Below are 21112 nucleotides of genomic sequence, written 5' to 3'. Positions count from 1 at the left end.
AGCGTCAGCTCCTTTTCTCTTCGTCGCGCTCTTCCTTGTAGCGTGCCTCGAAATCGCGCAGCCGCGCGGAAATCGTCGAGAGATCGTAGAAGCTCGCGGTTTTGACATCGCGTGCTTCCTTCAACTGGCGAATGGCGGACGGCCACGCGCCGTCGAGCGCCAGTTTCTCGGCCATCGCCTGATGCTGGCGCAGCGGATCGTTCAAGCCCGCGCTCGCCTGCGCCAAATACAGCCACCAGTCCCCGCGCGCCGGTTCTGCGCGCGTTTCGCGGCGCGCGAGCGTCTGCGCTTCCTCGTAGCGATGCGCGGCCATCAGCGCTTGCAGATGCGCGTCGATCGCCGCGTGCGAGTTCGGCCAGCGCGTCTGAGCGATGTCGGCGAGGCGCACGGCGTCGTCGTAACGGCCCGCTCGACGCGCGATGTCGGCGGCGAGCACGTCGAGGCTCGCGGTGCTGCGGGCGGCTTCGTGGGCGGTCACGCGCACGGGCGGGAGCGCGATGGGGCCGCTTGCCGCGGCAGGCGCGGCGCTCTCGGCGTTGGGCGCGTTCAGCGCACCGTATGCGCTGCTGCTCAGAAGCGAAGACATCGAGACGGCCGGGGCGGAGGGGGCCGCGGGCGCGGGCGTTTGTGGCGTCGAGTGCGGGGCGGCGTTGGTTGTGAACGCGTCGCGAAGGTTGACCGCTTGAGAAGGTGGCACGTCCTCGCCGCGAACAGGAGCACGCGCAGCTTGCATTCCGCCCCGAGCGTTGGCCGCCGAAACGGACGCGTCGCGAACGTTGGCCGCTTGGGAAGGTGGCACTTCGTCGCCACCCGCAGGCGCACGCGAAGCTTCGATTCCGGTGCCAATGCCCGCCGCCGGAGCCGAAGCGCCAAATCGCGACGATGCGGCAAGGCTTTCGCTTTGCGTGCTCGACGCACGCTTTTGCCCCTGTGCGTGGGGCTTGCTTTCGCTGCGCGCGCCCGACGCTGCACTGGCTCCGGAAGCCCGCGGGCTCTTAGCTGGGCCGCCCTCGACCGTCTGCGCCAGTTCGCGCCGCGCCTGCACGGAAGCCGCCGCCGCGCTCGCCTCCTCGCCTTCGAAGAGCCGCCGCGCGTTGGCGAGCGCATCGTTGGCGGCGTCGTAATCGCCCATCAGCGAACGCGCGAGCGCGATGCCGTACCAGTTCGCGGCGGGATTGAGCGCGGTCTGGTCGTCGATTTCGGACTTGAGACGGCTCGCGACCTCGCGATAGTCGCTCGCATAGTTCACCTGAAGCACGCGCGAGCGCGCACGCACGAACGCGTATTCCGGCGACTGCCGCGGCTGCCGGTACGGCACGCGTCGCGCGCGGTCCTCCATGTCGGCGATCCGCTCGGTCGTCAGCGGATGCGTGCGCGCGTAAGCCGGCACGCCGTTATCGGCCATCGACGCGCGGTCGAGCCGCTCGAAGAACGCGGTCATCGCGTAAGGATCGTAGCCGGCGGCCGCGAGCATCTGAAAGCCGACGCGGTCCGCCTCGTGCTCGGCGGCGCGTGAGAAGCGCAGCTGGTTATCGACAGCGAAGGCCTGTCCGCCCATCGCGATGCCCATGCCGAGATCGCCGCTGTGCGTCATGACGCCCGCCAGCAGCCCGGCGAGCATGGCCGCGAGCGCGGCGTACCCGCTCTTTTCCTGCGCGCCGATCATGCGCGCGATGTGGCGCTGGAGCACGTGCCCCATCTCGTGTCCGACGACGGACGCGAGTTCCGATTCCGTCTGCGTCGCCGAGATCAGCCCCGTGTTGACGCCGACGAAGCCGCCCGGCATCGAGAACGCGTTGATCTGCGCATCGCGCACGGCGAAGAGTTCGAAGTCCGGACGATAGCCGCCGAGGTACTGCGTCGCGGCGGCGGCGGAGAGCTTCGATGCGATGGAGTCGAGGTAATCGCGGATCAGCCAGTCATCGAGGTAGTCGGGATCGGCGCGGACTTCGCGCATCATCCGCTCGCCGAGCTTGCGCTCCGCCTGAGGCGAGAGCGTGCCGCCGGAGCCGTCGCCCAGATCCGGCAGTTGCACGGACGACAGCGGCGCGCGCAGGCCCGCCATCGCGCCCGGCCGATTGGCGAAGCGGCTTTCGGCTCCGCCGTAGACGCCGAAGATGCCGTCAGCGACGGTGTTGGGTGGTGTGCTGGCGGTGGAGGTTGTGGGGGGCTGCGAGGTTGCGTTCGCCGCGTTGGTTGCATTCCCGGCATTCGGCCGGTTCGTCGCGTTTGTTGGGTAGGTTGCGTTTGTTGCGTTCGCGCGGCTTTCCCCATTTGTTCCATTTGCCGTGGCTGCCGTGGTCACTGCGTTCGCCACGCTTGCTCGGGCCGTTGCGTTCGTCGTGTTCGTCGTGTTCGTCGCGTTGGTCGCGGTTGTCGCCTTGGTCGCAGTGGCTGTATTGATCGCGTTGGTCGTGGTGGTCGCGTTGGTCGTGGTTGTCGCGCTCGTCGCGGTTGTCGCTGCTCTACTGGTGGCAAAGCTTGCCGCCTTGACCGAGGTCGTCGATGTCGTCGCGGCTGTCCCGTTGGCCGCGTTGATTGCGTTCGCCGCTTTTCCACCGTTGGCCGCGCTCGTCGCGTTCATCCCGATCGCGTTGGTCGTGGTTGTCGCGCTCGTCGCGGTTGTCGCTGCTCCACTGGTGGCAAAGCTTGCCGCCTTGACCGAGGTCGTCGATGTTGTCGCGGCTGTCCCGTTGGCCGCGTTGATTGCGTTCGCGGCTTTTCCACCGTTGGCCGCGCTCGTCGCGTTCGTCCCGGTCGTCCCGGTCGCGAGATTCGTCCCGTTCATCGCCTTCGCCGCGCTCGCCTCATTCCCCCCACGACCCGCGCTCGCGCCGGCCTGCGCCGCAGCGAACGGCGGCATGGCGAGACTGAGGCACAAGGCGAACACGAGCCCGCGGCTCGGACGATTCAAGAGCATGGCGCGAAGCCGGAGCGTCGCCGGCGGTCAGCGTGAGGACGGAAACGCGCTTATCGTATCAAGTGTTGCGCGGGCGGCGGTACGTATGGACACGGCTTCGCGCCGATTTCGCCGCGGACCCCGCTGGTAAGATAAGCGCCCACTGCAAGGAGACGCTATGTCCGGACTCACACATTTCGATGCCGCCGGCGAGGCGCACATGGTTGATGTCGGCGGCAAGAACGAGACGCGGCGCATCGCGGTGGCGCGCGGCTCCATCGTCATGCGCGACGACACGCTCGCGCTGATCCGCGAAGGACGCGCGAAAAAGGGCGATGTGCTCGGCGTCGCGCGCATCGCCGCCATCCAGGGCGCGAAGCGCACCGCCGATCTGATCCCGCTGTGTCATCCGCTTGCCCTGACGCGCGTGGCCGTCGAGTTTTCCGTCGATGACGCGCTGCCCGGCGTGCATTGCGAAGTGCGCGTCGAGACCGTGGGGCGCACGGGCGTCGAGATGGAGGCGCTCACCGCCGTGCAAGTCGGCCTGCTGACCATCTACGACATGTGCAAGGCCGTGGATCGCGGCATGACCATCACGAACGTGCGCGTGATGGAAAAGCATGGCGGGAAGTCGGGCGACTGGGTGGCGGACTCGCAGCCATCCGCCTGAACCGCGCCCGAGCCGGCGCTTATTCGTCGGCGTCGTCGTCCGTGGGGGAATCGGTGCCCTCCGGCGACCCATACCGCTTGACCAGATCCGCCTTGAAACCCGCCAACGGTGCACCGATTTCATCGACGGTCCGATACACCGACGCGAGCTGCGTCGGCCAGTCATGGAGTTGCGTCGCGAAGATTTGCAGACGCGCCATCGTATCCATTGCCTCACTACGCTGACCCGCGAGCGCCTGCAACACCGCGTAACGGCGCAACACCGTCTCGCCGGGCAGCAACGCGATGGCCTGCCGATGCGCCGCCAGCTTCGCTTCGATGTCCTGCGCGTTCATCGGCAGCAGCGTCGCCGCGCCATACTCGCCCCACGCGCCGAACAGGAACGACGGATCGTCGCGATACTGCTCCGCGGGCCGCGAGCCGTAGTACAGCACCTCGGCGCGGTTGTAGTCGCGCATCGTCGGATAGAGCGCGATCAGACCCGCCGCGACGAGAAAGACATAGACGCCATACGACACCGGCCGCGCCACGAGCCGCAACGGCCGCGTCTCCAGAAGACCGATCACGAGCATCGCGGGCATCAGAAAGAACATGTACTGCTGCGGATATTCGACGAGCGCGTGCATCATCAGCACGCCCAGCAGCGAGAGCGCAAACACGCGCGCTGGCGTGTGCGGCGCCCGCAGCACGCGAATCAGCCACAAGACGATGCCCGCCACCAGCACCGCCACACCGAGCAGCCCGGTCTTCGCCAACAGGTCGATGAAGATATCGTGCGCGTTGTTCGCAATCTCGACGCCGCCGAGCTCGCGCACCATGTCGAACTGGTAACGCGGAAACTCGCCCCAGCCGACGCCGAGCAGCGGATGCGTCTTGAACATCGTCCAGCCGTACTTCCACAACGCGAGACGCGGCGCGATCTGATTGGCGTCCTGCATGCGCTCCGCCGCCGACTGCGCGAGGTCTAGTTGATAGCGCACGTTCACCCAGCGCACCACGGCATTGACCGCCACGAACAGCACGGCAAGCACGAACGGCACGACCCAAGCGCGGACGTCACGCGCCTCGCGTCCATCGCGCTCTTTGCTTCCGATCGGGCCGTCGAGGTCGTCGGCCGCGCCGGGGCGTCGGCGAATGAAGGCCATCCAGAATCCGGCGACGACGATCACCGCCGTTTGCAGCCACGGTCCGCGCGACACGGTGAGCGCAAGCCCGAACGAAAGCACCGCCGACACCACGAGCCAGATCACCACCGGCATGCGGCGCGTCTGCACAAGATACATCGCCCCTGCCAGGCCGAACGCGATGACGGTCGCGAGATGGTTCGCCTGCGCCATGTTGCCAAAGAGCCGCCGTTCCGTCGCGACGTTGTAAGCCACGACGAACGGCGCGAACCGGGCTTCCATGTGGAACAACTGCACGGTTTGGCAGAACACCGCGAAGAGGCCGCCCGCCAGCAACGCGGCAGCGCCGATGCGCAACGCCTTCTCCGACAACCCCGCGCGCACCAGCCCGAACCCCGTATGCACGGCCACGAACGATGCGAGCAGATAGGCGCCGCCGAGCCAGTTCATCGAAGGCTGCGCGACCGGCAGCAGCACCGTCTGCGCCACCAGCACGATGCCGAACGCGAGCGGCATCAGCGCCACCACCGGCGACGCGAACGGCACGCGCGGCTCCGAAACGCGCACGAGTATGGCGACTGTGGCTCCGAGCGCGAGATACAAGGCCAACGCGCTGTATTCGGCGTAGAACGTCGGGATCGGATACGTGTGGTTGACGACGCCGAACGGAATCGTCAACGCAAGACACAGAACGGCAAAGCAAAGGTAGCGCGCGAATTGGGAAGGCATGAGGGGCTGGGAACGTCGGGAACCGGCGCACTATACAAAACTTTGCGTCCGCTGTGCGCCGCGCACCTGCAAATGCTACGAAATCCACCGGTTCCCGCGCGGCGCTCATGCCTTCTTCTTCACCGCGTGCGATTCGCTCAGGCGCGGCACTCGGGCGGCGCAAGATTGGCCGGCAGGGTCGCGGCTTGCGTGGGCGCAGGTCCCGCGCCCGGCGCAGGCAGCGACGAAGCCGCTTTGCCTGCCGCGAAGCATTCCCACGTGATCGTGCCCGCCTGCACCGAGCCGCGCGTCAGCGCGACGCGGGCCGTCGGCGTCTCGGCGTTATCGGGCGCGGAAGGCACGAGCACGAGCGTATTCGATCCGGCCGGCGCGACGCGCGTCGTATAGGCGATCGTGATCTGCCCGCTGTCGCTGTCGACGTGGATGGACTCGATGTTGCGCGTGCCCGGCGGCGACGCATACGCGCTCGCCAGATCCGCGCCGCTCGCGGCGTTCTCGGCCACCGCGAGCCGCGCCGATGCCGCGAGCGACATGCCCTCGCCCACGCGGCTACGCGACAGATAGTCCTGATACGCGGGAATCGCGTAAGCCGCGACCACGCCGACGATCGCCAGCACGATCATCAACTCGATCAGCGTAAAACCGCGCGCGCCGGCCTGCGCGCCTTTCAGCCATGCACCGAAGCCGTCGCCCTCGCGCGACGCCTTTACATCCAAAGCCATGCTCGTCATTGCCACTCCCTGAAAGACACGAAGCGTCGGCCGCGACATGCGAACCGAACGCTTCGATGGTAGGGAGAGCGCGACGGCCGCGACAGTCGGCCATTCGGCTAACGCCCGCGTACGTGGGGAGTCAGCCTGTGCTCGCGAGCGCGCGGCGCTTCATCAGCCAGCCCGCCGCGATCACGAGCGCTGCGCCCGCGAGGCGCGCGGCATACCCCGCCGCTTCGGTGTTGAGCGCGGGCCAGCGGTCGATGAACGGATCGTCGATGATGAGTCCGCCCGCGATCCATCCAAGCAAGCCCGCGCCGAGCAGCACGACGATCGGGAAGCGGTCGAGCAGCTTCAGCACCAGCGTGCTCCCCCACACGATCAGCGGAATGCTCACGACGAGCCCAAAAATGACGAGCACGAAGCGGTGCTGCGGGTCCGCGGTCTCGGCCGCACCCGCAATCGCGATTACGTTGTCGAGACTCATCACCGCGTCGGCGACGATGATCGTCTTGACGGCCGCCCAGAGCTTGTCCGACGAACCGATGTCGGGCTCGTCGTGGCCGGGTTGCAGGAGCTTCATGCCGATCCACAGAAGCAGCAAGCCCCCAAGGAATTTGAGGAACGGGATATCGAGCAGAAAGACCGCGAACGCGATCAGCACGACGCGCAAAACTATAGCGCCGAGTGTGCCGAGCACGATGCCGCGCGTGCGCTGCGTGGCGGGAAGATCGCGGCACGCGAGCGCGATCACGACGGCGTTGTCGCCCCCGAGCAGAATGTCGATGACGATGATTTGCAGAACCGCGCCCCAATGGAGCGTCGAGAAAAATTCGAGCATGGGCAGAACGAGCTGTGACCGGAAACAAAAAAGCGAGGAAGCCAACGCTCCCTCGCTTTTTATTCGCCTTAACGAAAGGATTCAGTAAGAGTACCAAACCCTCGCGTTACGCGCCCGACTGCCTTAGATCACCGACTTCAGCAGGCGGCCCATCTCGGACGGGTTCTTCGTGACCTTGATGCCGCACGCGTCCATGATTTCGAGCTTGGCGTCCGCCGTGTCCGCGCCGCCCGAGATCAGCGCGCCAGCGTGGCCCATGCGCTTGCCCGGAGGCGCCGTCACGCCCGCGATGAAGCCGACGACCGGCTTCTTCATGTTGTCCTTGATCCAGTAAGCGGCGTTCGCTTCGTCCGGACCGCCGATCTCGCCGATCATGATGACGGCGTCCGTTTCCGGATCGTCGTTGAACATCTTCATCACGTCGATGTGCTTGAGACCGTTGATCGGATCGCCGCCGATGCCGACCGCCGACGACTGGCCGAGGCCGAGCGCCGTCAGTTGGCCGACCGCTTCGTACGTCAGCGTGCCCGAACGCGACACCACGCCGATGCGGCCCTTGCGGTGAATGTGGCCCGGCATGATGCCGATCTTCAGTTCGTCCGGCGTGATGGTGCCGGGGCAGTTCGGTCCGAGCAGCAGCGTCTTGCGATTTTCGCGGCGCATGCGGTCCTTGATTTCGAGCATGTCGCGAACCGGAATGCCTTCCGTGATGCAGATGGCGAGATCGAGATCGGCCTCGACGGCTTCCCAGATCGCGGCGGCTGCGCCCGCGGGCGGCACGTAGATGACCGAAACGGTCGCGCCGGTTTCGGCCTTTGCTTCCTTGACGGACGCGTAGATGGGAATGCCTTCGAAGTCTTCGCCGGCCTTCTTCGGGTTCACGCCCGCAACGTACGCTTCACGGCCGTTCGCGTATTCGCGGCACGCGCGCGTGTGGAACTGGCCGGTCTTGCCGGTGATGCCCTGCGTGATGACCTTCGTGTCTTTGTTGATCAGAATCGACATGTAGTGACCTCTGTTCGTTTGGCGTCGCCAAAGCAGTTGCCTTGCGCCGCCATTCGTATCTGGTGGAACGCTCTCTTAGGCTCGGTAAGCGAAGCGCGCTTACTTGCCTTCGGCAGCCGCGACGACCTTCTGCGCGGCTTCTTCCATGCTGTCGGCCGAAATGATCGGCAGTCCCGACTCCGCCAGCATTTTCTTGCCGAGGTCTTCGTTGGTGCCCTTCATGCGCACGACGAGCGGCACCTTCAGGTCCACGGCCTTCGATGCCGCGATCACGCCTTCCGCGATCACGTCGCAGCGCATGATGCCGCCGAAGATGTTGACGAGAATGGCCTTCAGGTTCGGGTTCTTCAGCATCAGCTTGAAGGCTTCCGTGACCTTTTCGGTCGTCGCGCCGCCGCCGACGTCGAGGAAGTTCGCCGGTTCGCCGCCGAACAGCTTGATGGTGTCCATCGTCGCCATCGCGAGACCCGCGCCGTTCACGAGACAGCCGATGTTGCCGTCGAGCGAGATATACGCGAGGTCGAACTTCGACGCTTCGACTTCAGCCGGATCTTCTTCGTCCAGATCGCGATACGCGACGATTTCCGGGTGACGGAAGAGCGCGTTCGAATCGAAGTTGAACTTGGCGTCGAGCGCGATCACCTTGCCGTCGCCGGTCACGATCAGCGGGTTGATTTCGGCGAGCGATGCGTCGGTTTCGTAGAACGCCTTGTACAGGCCCTGCAGGATCGCGCGTGCTTGCGGGATCGATGCGTCCGGAATGCCGATCTTGCGCGCGAGGTCGTCCGCGTCCTTGTCTTGCAGGCCGGTCGACGGCTCGACGGCGAACTTGTGCAGCAGTTCGGGCGTCTTTTCCGCGACTTCCTCGATGTCCATGCCGCCTTCGCTCGACGCCATCACGACGATCTTCTGCGAAACGCGGTCCAGCACGAGGCCGACGTACAGTTCCTTCTTGATGTCCGCGCCTTCTTCGATCAGGAGGCGGTTGACCTTCTGGCCTTCCGGACCGGTCTGGTGCGTGACGAGCTGCATGCCGAGGATCTGATTCGCGTACTCGCGAACCTGCTCGATCGACTTCGCGACCTTCACGCCGCCGCCCTTGCCACGGCCGCCCGCGTGAATCTGCGCCTTGACGACCCAGACCGGGCCGCCCAGCTCTTCCGCGGCCTTGACCGCATCATCCACCGAGAACACGGGTTTGCCGCGCGGGACCGCGACGCCGAATTTCCGCAGGATTTCCTTACCCTGGTACTCGTGAATCTTCATGCGTGATTCCTTCAGTCTGAGAGTTGGAGTGAACTTCTTCGATTTCGAATTGCTTGAACCGCTGATTGTTTGATTCTTGTCCGGTTGCCGGGGGCGTTCCGCGTCGCGCACGAGAGCGTGTCTGCGAGCGTGTCAGGTGTCCGGCCTTTCGCGTTCCGCCTCGCGACGATCTTCCGCCCGCGATGGCTCATGGCCGAACCAGCGCGGATAGTATTCGCGCACGGCGGGGCCGTCGAAGCGCAGCGCGTGGCAGCGGCCGAGCTGGAACGGCGGCTGGACGGACGTCGACTCCGGTCCGCCTTGCGCGAATGGACTGCCGCTCTCGATGGACCAGACTTCGCCGGAGAACGCCTGGATGGCCGCGGTCGGCAACACGGCGCACAGCTCGGTGAGATGCGTGCAACCTGCCGTTCCGCGCAGGCGCGCGCCGGCTTCGCGACGGAAATTCTTGAGCAGATTGAGTCCGATGAGCGCCCGATACGCCGAATTCGACTCGGCGCACAACGCCGCATAAGGCGCCCACTCGGAGGACGCCTCGGCGTCGACGATGGTGAGCTTGCGGTCGATGGTGATGCGCAGCCAGAGTTCATGGATCGGCAGGCCTTGCGGCCGGACGCCCGCCGCGAGCGGAAAGTCGCGGGGCTTGTCATCGGTTAGACAGGCTTCGATGTCCCACAGGCCGTCGTCCCGCTCGAACGCTTCCAGCCGAATCGCGCGACGATGGCGCAACTGTCGGGAAACGGGCGGAGAAAGAGGCATGGGACCAAAGCCGGAACGGGGAAACCGTTGAATTTTAGCATAGCGAGTATTTGGGGCCGTGCATGCGCCTGATGATTGGCGGATGCCGGCGCACGGCGCGTCGCGAGGGGCGCGAGGTACGTCACTCGTCGCTTGGCTCGTCGATCCAGTCTTCGTCGCCGCCCTTCAGTATTTTTCCGATGGTGCTGGCCGAAAAACCGCGCGCTGCAAGAAAGCGGGCTTGTTTTGCACCCTCGGCGGGTGTCTCGGGCACGACGCCGTATTTCTTCTCCCACACGGCCTGGGCGCGGGCGGTTTCGGTTTGCGCGAGCTTGTCCGCCGTTTCGCCGATCAACGACTCGCCCACCGCGTGCCGCTTCAGTTCGTTGATGATCCGGCTGCCGCCCATGCGCGGCGCCCGCCGATGAACGACGCTCTCCACAAAACGCTCGTTGGACAGCCAGCCGTCGCGTTCCAGGCTGTCGAGCGTGTTTTCGAGCGAGTCGGCTTCTTGCACGTACGGACGCAGTTTGCGCGACAGCTCCGCGCGGCTGTATTCGCGGCGCGAGAGGTAGGCCAATGCGCGGCCTTTCAGTGAGCGTTGAGGCCGTCTTGGGTTGTTCGCGTCCGGTGCCTTGCGCGGTCGTTCGGTCGAGCGGCTGTAGGTCGGGTCGGATGGTGGTTCGGGCGCGCACTGCTCGAATGGCTCGAACGGATCGGCGTCTTCGAAGGGATTCGAGAAAGGATCGGCGCTGTCGTCCGGTAAGCGCGCTTCATTCGACGGCTTGGGCGGCGCGTCGAATTTTTGGACCGGTTGCGTCGTAGCCTGAGCGAGAAGCGAACGTGCCTGCGCGAGACGCGCGGCGCGGTCGGAGTCTTGCGCCGGCAATGCCGGATGTGCGGCGCGTGGGGGCTCACCTGAACCGCGTTCGCGTTTAGCGCGGGCGGTCTTTAGCGATTTTCCGGCTGAGCGAGGCGAGTCGGCTGGCCCGAGTGCTTCCGGTGCTGCTGAACGCTCGTGTTCGTTCGGCCGTTCTTCGGCCGCTTCAGAAACACCACGCGCCGACGCGAATGGCTTCGCGCCAGCGCGTGACGTCGTACTCCGGGTCGACCAGCGCGATTTGCTCGATGCCGCGCGCCGGTCGCTACTGCGCTCGTACTGGTCGGTGCCATCGGCATGATCGGCGGACTCACCGACGCTGCGCGCAGACGACTCGCACGCAGCATCGTCGCCCGACTCACCGGCGCCGGCGCCGTCAGACCGGCTCGCACGGCCCCGCCGAAATTCGGCGCTGCCAGCCTTCGATCCGAACCGGCGCTTGAACATCGACCGTGCGGCGCGACGCTTATTCGTCGTCCGCTACTGCTGCGCCCGCGGCGACGCCATCTGCCAGCGCCGCCACACCCAGCGATTCGCGGATCTTGTTCTCGATCTCGCGCGCGATGTCCGGGTTCTCGCGCAGGAATTCCCGCGCGTTGTCCTTGCCCTGACCGATGCGATCGCCGTTATAGCTGTACCACGCGCCCGCCTTGTCGACGAGCTTGGCCTGCACCCCGAGGTCGATGATTTCGCCCTGACGCGAAATGCCTTCGCCGTACAGAATGTCGAAGATAGCTTCGCGGAACGGCGGCGACACCTTGTTCTTCACCACCTTGACGCGCGTTTCGTTGCCGATCACTTCGTCGTTCTTCTTGATGGACCCGATACGGCGAATGTCCAGACGCACCGACGAATAGAACTTCAGCGCGTTGCCGCCCGTGGTGGTTTCCGGGTTGCCGAACATCACGCCGATCTTCATGCGGATCTGGTTGATGAAGATAACGAGGCAGTTCGTGCGCTTGATGGTGCCGGTGAGCTTGCGCAGCGCCTGCGACATCAGGCGAGCTTGCAGACCCGGCAGCGAGTCGCCCATTTCGCCTTCGATTTCCGCCTTCGGCACGAGCGCCGCGACGGAGTCGATCACGATCATGTCGATGGAACCCGAGCGCACCAGTGCGTCCGCGATTTCCAGCGCCTGCTCGCCCGTGTCCGGCTGAGAGATCAGCAGTTCCTGCACGTTCACGCCGAGCTTTTGCGCGTATTGCACGTCGAGCGCGTGTTCCGCGTCGATGAATGCCGCCGTGCCGCCGATCTTCTGCATTTCGGCGATCACCTGCAGGGTGAGCGTGGTCTTACCCGACGATTCCGGACCGTAGATCTCGACGACGCGGCCGCGCGGCAGGCCGCCCACGCCGAGCGCGATATCCAGTCCGAGCGAGCCGGTGGACACGACCTGAATGTCTTCGACCGCCTCGCCCGCGCCGAGCCGCATGATCGACCCTTTGCCGAATTGCTTTTCGATCTGCGAGAGCGCGGCAGCGAGGGCCTTGCTCTTTTCCGCAGTCATGCCAGCCGGGCCTTTCTTGCTTTCTTCCATGAATCGTCCTTTGCTATGATGAACGGCGTCTGAGGCTTGTGCGTACGGGCTCTTGATGCGGATTCCGCATACTTTCACCCCGCTTTTCGCACAGATGCAGACACTGTATAAAAAAACAGTAGTTTTTGCAAGCCCGATTGCGGCGGCGTGGCTTTTTTCCACGTCGCCCGAACCGCGCAAAAACCGCACACCACCCTGGAGACCGCCGCGCCGGGCGAAATGCGGTGCCGGCAATGCGCAACCGCGCATCAGGCGCACAGACGATGCGAATCCTCATTGCCGAAGACGACAGCATACTCGCGGACGGCCTCGTCCGATCACTCCGCCAATCGGGATACGCCGTCGACCATGTGAAGCATGGCGTCGAGGCGGACACCGCGCTGACGCTTCAACCGTTCGACCTCTTGATCCTCGATCTCGGGCTGCCGCTCATGCCCGGTCTCGAAGTGCTGCGCCGGCTGCGCGCGCGCAATTCGCAGATGCCCGTGCTGATCCTGACCGCCGCCGACAGCGTCGATGAGCGCGTGAAGGGCCTCGATCTCGGCGCGGACGACTATATGGCGAAGCCCTTCGCGCTCAACGAACTGGAGGCGCGCGTGCGCGCGCTCACGCGGCGCGGCGCGGGCGGCGGGCCGACGGTCGTCAAGCACGGTTCGCTGTCGTTCGATCAGGTGGGACGCATCGCGCATATCGGCGATCAGGTGATCGACTTGTCGGCGCGCGAGTTGGGCGTGCTCGAAGTGCTGCTGCAGCGGACCGGGCGGCTGGTGTCGAAGGAACAGCTCGTCAATCACCTGTGCGAATGGGGCGAAGAAGTCAGCAACAACGCGATCGAGGTCTACGTCCACCGGCTGCGCAAGAAGATCGAGCCGAGCGGCGCGCGCATCATCACCGTGCGCGGGCTCGGCTACACGCTCGAAAAAGCGTCGAACGGCGCGTCGGCAAGCGCGCCGATGCCGCCGAGCCATCACTAAGCCGGGCCACGCATGGCCTCGCCCGTTTCCAGCGAACGCGCAGACGAGCCGCCGCGCACGCCTTCTACATCTAACGCAGCCACCGCCGACTCCGACGCGCTGCGCGACGCGCGCTACGCCAATCCCTTCGCCCCGCCGGACGAGCTGGAGCCGGACAGCGCGACGCATCCGCGTTCCCTCTTCGGCGAAATTCTCGACTGGATGCTCGCGCCGCTTCTGCTGCTCTGGCCGATGAGCATCGCGGTGACCTATCTGGTCGCGAAGTCGATTGCGAACGGGCCGTTCGACCGCGCGCTCGAAGCGGATGCCTATGTCATCGCGCGTCAGATTCAGCCGGTCAACGGCGTCGCGGAACTCCGGCTGCCCGACGCGACGCGCGATTTCCTGCGCGCGGACAACGTCGACAGTGTGTTCTTTCAGGTGCTGGGCACGCGTGGCGAACTGGTCGGCGGCGACCGCGACATGCCCTTGCCGCACGAAGACGACCGGCCGCAGCCGGGCATCGTGGAGTTTCGGGACGACGTGCTGCGCGGCAACGATATTCGCGTCGCCTATACGACCGTGGACCTTCCCGCACTCGACGCCCCGAATGCGCAGCCGGTGCTCGTGCAAGTGGCCGAGACGCTCGACAAGCGAAGCCAGCTCGCCAACGACATCATCAAGGGCGTGATTCTGCCGCAGTTCGTGATCTTGCCGCTCGCCATCGTGCTCGTCTGGTTCGGGCTGTCGCGCGGACTCGCGCCGCTGCATGCGCTGCAATCGAATATCCGCGCTCGCCGCCCCGACGATCTCTCGCCGCTCGAAGCGGGCCGCGCGCCGCCGGAAATCGCGCCGCTCGTCGCGTCGTTCAACGATCTGCTCACGCGGCTCGAACAGAACATGGAGTTCCAGAAGCGCTTCATCGCCGATGCTGCGCATCAGATGAAAACGCCGCTCGCCGGCCTGCGCATGCAGGCAGAACTGGCGCTGCGGCAGGACGTGTCGAACGAAGTGCAGCGTTCGCTCGAACAGATCGCGACGAGTTCGGAACACGCCGCGCGGCTCGTCACGCAACTGCTCGCACTGGCCCGCGCCGAGAATCGCGCGAACGGGCAGATCTTCTCGCACGTCGAGTTGACGGACCTCGCGCGCCTCGCCGTGCGCGACTGGGTGCAGGCCGCGCTCGCCAAGCGCATGGACATCGGGTACGAGGAGCCGCCGTATCCGGTCGAAGTGGAAGGCAACGCGGTGATGTTGCGCGAGATGCTCTCCAATCTGATCGACAACGCGATCCGCTACACGCCGACCGGCGGGCGCATCACGGTGCGCGTGCGGGCCGACGAGACGAATCTCGATCTCGTGCATCTCGAAGTGGAAGACACCGGCCTCGGCATTCCGCCGGCCGAGCGCGAGCGCGTGGTGGAGCGGTTCTATCGCATTCTCGGCCGCGAAGGCGATGGAAGCGGCCTCGGACTCGCCATCGTCAAGGAGATCGCGACGATCCACGGCGGCACGCTCGCCATCGAGGACCACGTCTATCAGGAAGCGCCGAGGCTTGCCGGGACGCTGGTACGCGTCAGCTTGCAGCGGGTTTATCCTGCCCGGGACAAACCCTGAGCGAGCACTCGGAAGCTCGCGCGCAACTCGGCGCGATACGAGCAATTTGTTTGTCGATCCCGGCGCGTTGCCGGCGATTTACAAGAAGATCATTAGTCTGTTCACACGGAGGCCCCGAATAGACCGAGTCAGAACGCCGTAAGTTTTCGTTCCAATAATCCTTGCACCGGCGCCGCGCTTGCGGCCCGATGGAATCGGGATAGACGGAAAACCTAAGGAGACGATTCATGGCAACGGTCGAAGGGCGCATTTCGCACGCGCCGATGACGAACGAGGAGCGGAAGGTCATCTTCGCCTCGTCGCTCGGCACGGTGTTCGAGTGGTACGACTTTTATCTCGCGGGCTCGCTCGCGATCTACATCAGCAAGACGTTCTTCTCGGGCGTCAACCCGACGGCCGGCTTCATCTTCACCTTGCTCGGCTTCGCGGCGGGCTTCGCGGTGCGTCCGTTCGGCGCGATCGTGTTCGGGCGGCTCGGCGACATGGTCGGCCGCAAGTACACGTTCCTGGTGACGATCGTCATCATGGGTCTCTCGACGTTCCTGATCGGCTTTTTGCCGGGCTACGCGACCATTGGCATCGCCGCGCCGATCATCTTCATCGCGATGCGCCTCTTGCAAGGGCTCGCGCTCGGCGGCGAATATGGCGGCGCCGCGACGTACGTGGCCGAGCACGCGCCCGCGAACAAGCGCGGCGCGTGGACCGCGTGGATTCAGACGACCGCGACGCTCGGCCTCTTCATCTCGCTGGTGGTGATTCTGGCCGTGCGCACGGCGACCGGCGAAGAGCAGTTCGGCGCTTGGGCGTGGCGCGTGCCCTTCCTCGTGTCGATCCTGCTGCTCGCCGTCTCGGTCTGGATTCGCATGAAACTGCACGAATCGCCGGTGTTCGAGCGCATCAAGTCCGAGGGCAAGACTTCGAAGGCGCCCCTCACGGAAGCGTTCGGCGAGTGGAAGAACCTGAAGATCGTGCTGCTCGCGCTCTTCGGTCTGACGGCGGGCCAGGCGGTCGTGTGGTACACGGGCCAGTTCTACTCGCTCTTCTTCCTCACGCAGACGCTGAAGGTGGACGGCACGAGCGCGAACATCATGGTGGCGATCGCGCTTCTCATCGGCACGCCGTTCTTCGTGTTCTTCGGTTCGCTGTCGGATCGCATCGGGCGCAAGCCGATCATCATGGCGGGCTGCCTGATCGCGGCGCTGACCTTCTTCCCGCTCTTCAAGGCGCTCGCGCACTACACGAACCCGACGCTCGAAGCCGCGACGCAGAAGTCGCCGATCACCGTGATCGCCAATCCGGACGAGTGCTCGTTCCAGTTCAATCCGGTGGGCACGTCGAAGTTCACGTCGTCGTGCGACATTGCGAAGAGCGCGCTGTCGAAGGCCGGCCTGAACTATCAGAACGTGGCCGCGCCCGCCGGCACGCTGGCGCAGATCAAGGTCGGCGAGACGGTGGTGAATACGTATGACGGCAAGGCCGCCGATGCGAAGGCGCAAGGCGCGGCGTTCGACAAGACGCTCGCCGGCACGCTGAAGAGCGCGGGCTATCCGGCGAAGGCCGATCCGGCACTCATCAACTGGCCGATGGCGATCGTGATTCTGACCATCCTCGTGATCTTCGTGACGATGGTGTATGGCCCGATCGCGGCGATGCTCGTCGAGATGTTCCCGGCGCGGATTCGCTATACGTCGATGTCGCTGCCGTATCACATCGGCAATGGCTGGTTCGGCGGCTTTCTGCCCGCGACGGCCTTCGCGATCGTGGCGGCGCGCGGCGACATCTACTCGGGGCTGTGGTACCCGGTGGTGATTGCGCTCGCGACGTTCGTGATCGGCATGTTGTTCGTGAAGGACACGCGCAAGTCGAACGTGTATCACGAGGATTGATGGCGAAAGTTTAGTCGGCCCTGCCGCCGTTTCAGGAAAAACGCGCGGCAGGGCTTGACAGGCGTTTCAACCGCCGCCATAATCTCGGCTTCTTTCGGCGAATTAGCTCAGTCGGTTAGAGCGACGGAATCATAATCCGCAGGTCCGGGGTTCGAGTCCCTGATTCGCCACCAGTTGCAAGAAAAAGCCGCTGTTCCGCAAGGACAGCGGCTTTTTTGTCGTCTGCGAGTCGTTCGCCTTGCCCGTCCTCTCTCGATCGCCACCCTGATCTGGCACGAAATGTTAGTCACCGTACATTCATACAATTCGCCCGGCGCGATACTCTGTTTGCGCACGGGGGATGTTTCAGCGCAACGAGAGACCAAGAAGACGGGCGGCACTCGACCGAGCCGTGGGTAAAGAATGGGCGCGATTTCTGGCGCAGGTCTTTGCCAACGTCCCGGCGAGTAGCAGGCGAAGAACATAAACAGCCATCGCCCCGACAACGAAGTTAAAAGCCGGCAATCGCCGGCTTTTTCTTTTTGGGGAGCCGGCCGTTCACCGATAACGGGCGAAGATCGAGCGCGCGCACTCGTCGCACCAGCGACGCTGGGCCGCATCGGCATCCGCTTGCCAGACGTGCCCGAACGCGCATTGCCAGGTCAGCGACGACGCGGCACCCGTCTGACGCGACGGCACGAGCGCACCGCCGCGAGCTTCCGCGATGGCCCGCGCCCGAGCCATTTCGGCCTCGCGCCGCTGCGTCGCGCAGTTCATGCAGCGCACGTTCTGTGACGCATCCAGCGCGTCGTCCCAGTGATGCCCGCGCGTGCATTCCCAGCGGACGAACGCGTCGTCGTTCGCTTCCGCGGATGCGCGCTCGCGGTATCGCAACGCTTCGTCCATCAATGCGCGCTGTCTCTTGCCGATATATTTTTCGCTCATCGCCTCAACGCCTTCGCCCCTGCCGACGCCACGTCGTCAATGCCGTCCGCCGCCCTCCGCCTCCGAACGCGATGTCGTGACCACCGTGCCGTCCGGCCCGAAATGCGCATTGAACATGGCGTCGCGATTCACGCCGTCTTCCAGCCAATGCCAGCTCCACACGCGCTCTTGCTTCAGCCGGTACTCGGCGACCGTCGTCGGCTTGCCTAGGAGCCGCCGCACTTCGTCCTGCGTCATGCCCGGCCGCACCTTCGCGATGTTCTCGGCAGTCAGCACCTGCGTGACCGAGACGAGCAGGCCATCCGGATCGAGATCCACCATGTAGGTGTTCGTGCCCGCCGGGCCGCGCGGATATTCGAGGCGCTTCGAGCCGTCCGTATAGGTCCGCTCGGTTTCCGGCTCGCCCATCTGCTTGCGAATCTGCGCTTCGTTCGTGACGCCGGGCTTGAGGTCTTTCAGCAGCAGCACGTCCGGCTTCACCGAGTTGAAGAACGAACTGAGTTTGTTCATCGCTTCCCCGCTCTGTTGCTGATCGCAGCCCGCGAGCAACGACGCCGCGACGAGCGCCGCGCACATGATTCTCTTCATACGGCTCCTTCGACTCAACTGCCCGCGCCGAGCAGCGGCACGGGATCGACGGCGGCGCCCGCCTTTCTGATTTCGAAATGCAGCACCGGCGACCCGCTCGGACCCGTTCCCATATCGGCGATCGTCGCGCCCTGTTTGACCGTATCGCCTTCGCGCACGAGGAGCTTGTCGTTGTACGCGTAAGCGGTCAGATAGTCGTTGCTATGCCGGACGATGATCATGCGCCCGTACGACCGCAAGCCGCTTCCCGCATACACGACCTTGCCTGGCGCCGCCGCCTTCACGGGCTCGCCGACCTTGCCGGCAATGTCGATCCCCTTGCTGCCGCTCGCCCCGAAGCCGCGCACGATCTCGCCCTTCACCGGCCAGACGAAGGTGCCCTTGCCCGCCGACGCCGTCGCGGCGGGTTTCTCAGCAGGCTTCTCGCTCGATTTCTCAGCCGTCTGCTTCCCCGGCGTCGGCAGTAGCGGCGGCAGGCTCTTCGAAGACGCAGACGACGCCGCACCCGCCGTCGACATCGACGCCCCCGGCGGCACGACGCGCAACACCTGCCCGACGTTGACCTGCTTGCTCTCCGGCAGGTTGTTCCACGCAGCGAGATCGGCGGGCTTCTGCTTGTACTGACGCGAGATGCCGTAGAGCGTGTCACCCGGCTTCACGCGATAGAAACCCGCCTCGACCGGCGCGGATGCCGACGCAGCCGGCGCCACCGGAACCGGCGCCGTGCTGACCGGCGCGCTCACGACGACAGGCGGCGGCGGGGACATCGAATTGTCGACGATGGGCGCAGGCGTGCGCGGCGTCGACGTGCATCCGGCAAGACCCGCCGCGACGGATGCGGCGAGCCCGAAACTCGCGATGACCGCGCGAGTGCGCGGTCCCATGACAACTGTGTGCATCGACTCCAACTTTCCCATGCTCTTGTCTTGATCTAGTGCAACGCTCTTGAATATCCCGCCGCCGGCCGCCGCGCTAACACACGGTCAAGCCGACGCCATACACCGAAGTACCGACACATCCGACGATGCCGCAGCCCGGCAGCAGCGAAAGCGCCAGCGCGCAAACCGATATGACCGCAAGCCGCGATCCGCGCCCGCCAGTGCATTTCGCCTTCGGTTTGGACGAAATTGCGACAGCATAAAACATTACAGAATCCAGTTCCTCAGGTCAGTCGACGAGACACTTTAGGCGAAACTTCGCCTGATCCTTCGGGATTCTAAATTTTTCACGATTCTGCCCGCCCGCGCGTTGACTTCGCGGCACGCCGCCGCTTCGCACGCCCCAAGCCGAACGGACAATCCACAATCCTTGACACATTGCGCGCTTTTGGCACCGCGCTTTGGGCTACATTGACTGCGCTCGAAAGCGGGAGCCTCCTGCAGTCCTGCATTTTCCTCATCTCTCCGGAGTACTAGCGCATGCAAATTCTGCATCATGGAATCATCGTCAGCCTCATCATCGGCGGCATCGCCGGCTGGCTCGCCGGCCTCATCATGAACGGCACGGGCTTCGGCGTGTTCGTGGACATTCTCGTCGGCATCGTGGGCGGCGTGCTCGGCAAATGGCTCTTCGGCGCAATCGGCATTTCGCTCGGCGGCGGCTTGCTCGGTTCGCTGCTGACGGCGGTGATCGGCGCGGTGGTGCTGCTTTTCATCATCCGCCTGTTCCGGCGCGCGTAAGGGCGCATCGGCATGTCGGGCCGGGTTGCTTCGCACCACGCGAAGCGCCGGCCCGGCCGAACCCCTCACGCTGTGCTCACACCTTCGAGCCGCGACGGCTCATCTTCCACAGCGCGCCCAACGCAATCGGCACGATGGCGGCGCCAATGCCGACCAGCACGATCACGTTCAAATACTGCCGGATGAACGGAATGTTTCCGAAAAAGTAGCCGAGCAGCACGAGAAGCAGCACCCAGATGGCCGCGCCCAGAATGTTGAAAAGCTGAAAGCGCGTCGCGTTCATCGCGGACGCCCCCGCCACGAACGGCGCGAAGGTGCGCACCACAGGTACGAAACGCGCGATCACGATCGTCTTGCCGCCGTGGCGGTCGTAGAAGTTATGCGTCTTCTGCAGCGCCTTGCGATCCAGAAAGCGTTCGAGCACCGGTATGTTCGTATCGAACACCTTCGGGCCGATGGCGCGTCCGATCCAGTAATTGACCGTGTTGCCCGCGACAGCCGCAATCAGCAGCAGCGCGATGAGCGCGCCCAGATCCATCTCGTGCGTGGCCGCGAACGCGCCGCCGATAAAAAGCAGCGAATCGCCCGGGAGGAACGGAAAGACGACCAGCCCCGTTTCGCAGAACACGATGAGGAACAGCACGGCGTACACCCATGCGCCGTACGTATGGATAAAGTCACCGAGCGATTTGTCGATGTGCAGGATGAGTCCCAGGAAATGCAGCAGCGTGTCCAAAAAACTTTCCTCGAAGAAGTGAGCCGGCAACAAGCGAAGGGTCGCGCCATGATACCGAAGTGACCCGGCGCGTCGGTTAAAAAGCACGCATCGAACCGCCATCTTGCGACGCATTGTCGGAACGATGCGCCCCCGCGAGCGGCCGATGCGAATGGCTATAATTTCGGCATGGCCGATCTCAACGAACTCTCCGCCGGCGCTTCCACCGCCGCCGTGGGGGGGGGGGGGGGGGGGGGGGGCGGGGCGCCCGCGCCCCCCCCCCCCCCCCCGCCCTGCGCCCGCGCGGGGGGGCGGGGGGGGGGGGGGGGGGGGGGGGCGGCGGGGGGGGGGG

General features: G+C 65.1%; 19 protein-coding genes and 1 tRNA gene. 7 read left to right on the top strand and 13 right to left on the bottom strand.

Annotated elements, in window-relative coordinates; translation table 11 throughout:
• Positions 1 to 4: 4 nt before the first annotated feature.
• Positions 5 to 2119, bottom strand: a complete 2115-nt coding sequence (locus NCR35_RS03695; protein WP_502801642.1) for a M48 family metalloprotease — start codon at positions 2117 to 2119, stop codon at positions 5 to 7.
• A 169-nt stretch (positions 2120 to 2288) separates the two neighbouring features.
• On the opposite strand from NCR35_RS03695, the gene NCR35_RS03690 reads away from it, so the two are divergent.
• Both NCR35_RS03690 and moaC read left to right on the top strand, forming a co-directional pair.
• Positions 2289 to 3050 (top strand): hypothetical protein, encoded by a 762-nt coding sequence (locus NCR35_RS03690; protein WP_250533135.1) that lies wholly within the window; start codon positions 2289 to 2291, stop codon positions 3048 to 3050.
• Between the two features lie 27 nt (positions 3051 to 3077).
• Positions 3078 to 3569 carry a cyclic pyranopterin monophosphate synthase MoaC gene (gene moaC / locus NCR35_RS03685; RefSeq protein ID WP_244847969.1) on the top strand — a complete coding sequence of 164 codons (492 nt, stop codon included), beginning with the start codon at positions 3078 to 3080 and terminating at the stop codon, positions 3567 to 3569.
• Positions 3570 to 3588: 19 nt separating this feature from the next.
• Here the strand turns inward: moaC and NCR35_RS03680 are convergent, their stop codons facing one another.
• The 8 genes from NCR35_RS03680 to recA all read right to left on the bottom strand — a co-directional run bounded on the left by NCR35_RS03680 (position 3589) and on the right by recA (position 12398).
• Positions 3589 to 5421: a PglL family O-oligosaccharyltransferase gene (locus NCR35_RS03680; protein WP_250533134.1), complete on the bottom strand. Its 1833-nt coding sequence runs from the start codon at positions 5419 to 5421 to the stop codon at positions 3589 to 3591.
• A gap of 137 nt (positions 5422 to 5558) precedes the next feature.
• Positions 5559 to 6152 carry a pilin gene (locus NCR35_RS03675; RefSeq protein WP_284502859.1) on the bottom strand — a complete coding sequence of 198 codons (594 nt, stop codon included), beginning with the start codon at positions 6150 to 6152 and terminating at the stop codon, positions 5559 to 5561.
• A 121-nt stretch (positions 6153 to 6273) separates the two neighbouring features.
• A complete protein-coding gene (locus tag NCR35_RS03670) occupies positions 6274 to 6972 on the bottom strand; it encodes a TerC family protein (protein WP_250533133.1) in 699 nt (232 codons plus the stop codon).
• Between the two features lie 123 nt (positions 6973 to 7095).
• Positions 7096 to 7977 (bottom strand): succinate--CoA ligase subunit alpha, encoded by an 882-nt coding sequence (gene sucD, locus NCR35_RS03665; RefSeq protein ID WP_159835338.1) that lies wholly within the window; start codon positions 7975 to 7977, stop codon positions 7096 to 7098.
• A 99-nt stretch (positions 7978 to 8076) separates the two neighbouring features.
• On the bottom strand, positions 8077 to 9243 hold the full coding sequence (gene sucC / locus NCR35_RS03660; protein WP_244847966.1) for an ADP-forming succinate--CoA ligase subunit beta: 1167 nt from the start codon (positions 9241 to 9243) through the stop codon (positions 8077 to 8079).
• A gap of 132 nt (positions 9244 to 9375) precedes the next feature.
• Positions 9376 to 10002 (bottom strand): DUF2889 domain-containing protein, encoded by a 627-nt coding sequence (locus NCR35_RS03655; RefSeq protein ID WP_250533132.1) that lies wholly within the window; start codon positions 10000 to 10002, stop codon positions 9376 to 9378.
• Between the two features lie 121 nt (positions 10003 to 10123).
• A complete protein-coding gene (gene recX, locus NCR35_RS03650; protein ID WP_250533131.1) occupies positions 10124 to 11308 on the bottom strand; it encodes a recombination regulator RecX in 1185 nt (394 codons plus the stop codon).
• Between the two features lie 19 nt (positions 11309 to 11327).
• Positions 11328 to 12398 (bottom strand): recombinase RecA, encoded by a 1071-nt coding sequence (gene recA / locus NCR35_RS03645; RefSeq protein WP_175939548.1) that lies wholly within the window; start codon positions 12396 to 12398, stop codon positions 11328 to 11330.
• Positions 12399 to 12661: 263 nt separating this feature from the next.
• Here recA and NCR35_RS03640 point away from each other — a divergent pair, with 263 nt between their 5' ends.
• The 4 genes from NCR35_RS03640 (at position 12662) to NCR35_RS03625 (ending at position 17027) form a co-directional block, all read left to right on the top strand.
• The gene (locus tag NCR35_RS03640) at positions 12662 to 13372 is read left to right on the top strand and encodes a response regulator transcription factor (protein ID WP_206467612.1); all 711 of its coding nucleotides are present in this window, start codon (positions 12662 to 12664) and stop codon (positions 13370 to 13372) included.
• 12 nt (positions 13373 to 13384) lie between these two features.
• Positions 13385 to 14968, top strand: coding sequence for a sensor histidine kinase (locus tag NCR35_RS03635; protein WP_250533130.1), 1584 nt, complete (start codon positions 13385 to 13387; stop codon positions 14966 to 14968).
• 227 nt (positions 14969 to 15195) lie between these two features.
• A complete protein-coding gene (locus NCR35_RS03630; protein ID WP_250533129.1) occupies positions 15196 to 16854 on the top strand; it encodes an MFS transporter in 1659 nt (552 codons plus the stop codon).
• Between the two features lie 96 nt (positions 16855 to 16950).
• Positions 16951 to 17027 (top strand) — tRNA-Met (locus NCR35_RS03625).
• Positions 17028 to 17391: 364 nt separating this feature from the next.
• Here the strand turns inward: NCR35_RS03625 and NCR35_RS03620 are convergent.
• The 3 genes from NCR35_RS03620 to NCR35_RS03610 are packed head-to-tail and all read right to left on the bottom strand — an operon-like array spanning position 17392 to position 19250.
• On the bottom strand, positions 17392 to 17778 hold the full coding sequence (locus NCR35_RS03620; RefSeq protein WP_250533128.1) for a hypothetical protein: 387 nt from the start codon (positions 17776 to 17778) through the stop codon (positions 17392 to 17394).
• Between the two features lie 36 nt (positions 17779 to 17814).
• Positions 17815 to 18366: an outer membrane protein assembly factor BamE domain-containing protein gene (gene bamE / locus NCR35_RS03615; protein ID WP_175939542.1), complete on the bottom strand. Its 552-nt coding sequence runs from the start codon at positions 18364 to 18366 to the stop codon at positions 17815 to 17817.
• Positions 18367 to 18380: 14 nt separating this feature from the next.
• A complete protein-coding gene (locus tag NCR35_RS03610) occupies positions 18381 to 19250 on the bottom strand; it encodes a peptidoglycan DD-metalloendopeptidase family protein (protein ID WP_250533127.1) in 870 nt (289 codons plus the stop codon).
• 543 nt (positions 19251 to 19793) lie between these two features.
• Between NCR35_RS03610 and NCR35_RS03605 the strand changes: the two genes are divergently transcribed.
• The gene (locus NCR35_RS03605) at positions 19794 to 20045 is read left to right on the top strand and encodes a GlsB/YeaQ/YmgE family stress response membrane protein (RefSeq protein ID WP_250533230.1); all 252 of its coding nucleotides are present in this window, start codon (positions 19794 to 19796) and stop codon (positions 20043 to 20045) included.
• A 76-nt stretch (positions 20046 to 20121) separates the two neighbouring features.
• Here the strand turns inward: NCR35_RS03605 and NCR35_RS03600 are convergent, their stop codons facing one another.
• Positions 20122 to 20781 (bottom strand): VTT domain-containing protein, encoded by a 660-nt coding sequence (locus tag NCR35_RS03600; RefSeq protein WP_206467606.1) that lies wholly within the window; start codon positions 20779 to 20781, stop codon positions 20122 to 20124.
• Between the last annotated feature and the right edge of the window lie 331 nt (positions 20782 to 21112).

Source organism: Caballeronia sp. AZ10_KS36 (genome assembly GCF_023631105.1).
Classification (GTDB): domain Bacteria; phylum Pseudomonadota; class Gammaproteobacteria; order Burkholderiales; family Burkholderiaceae; genus Caballeronia.
The sequence above is the reverse complement of the archived record's forward strand: the minus strand, read 5'-3'. Positions and strand labels throughout refer to the sequence as shown.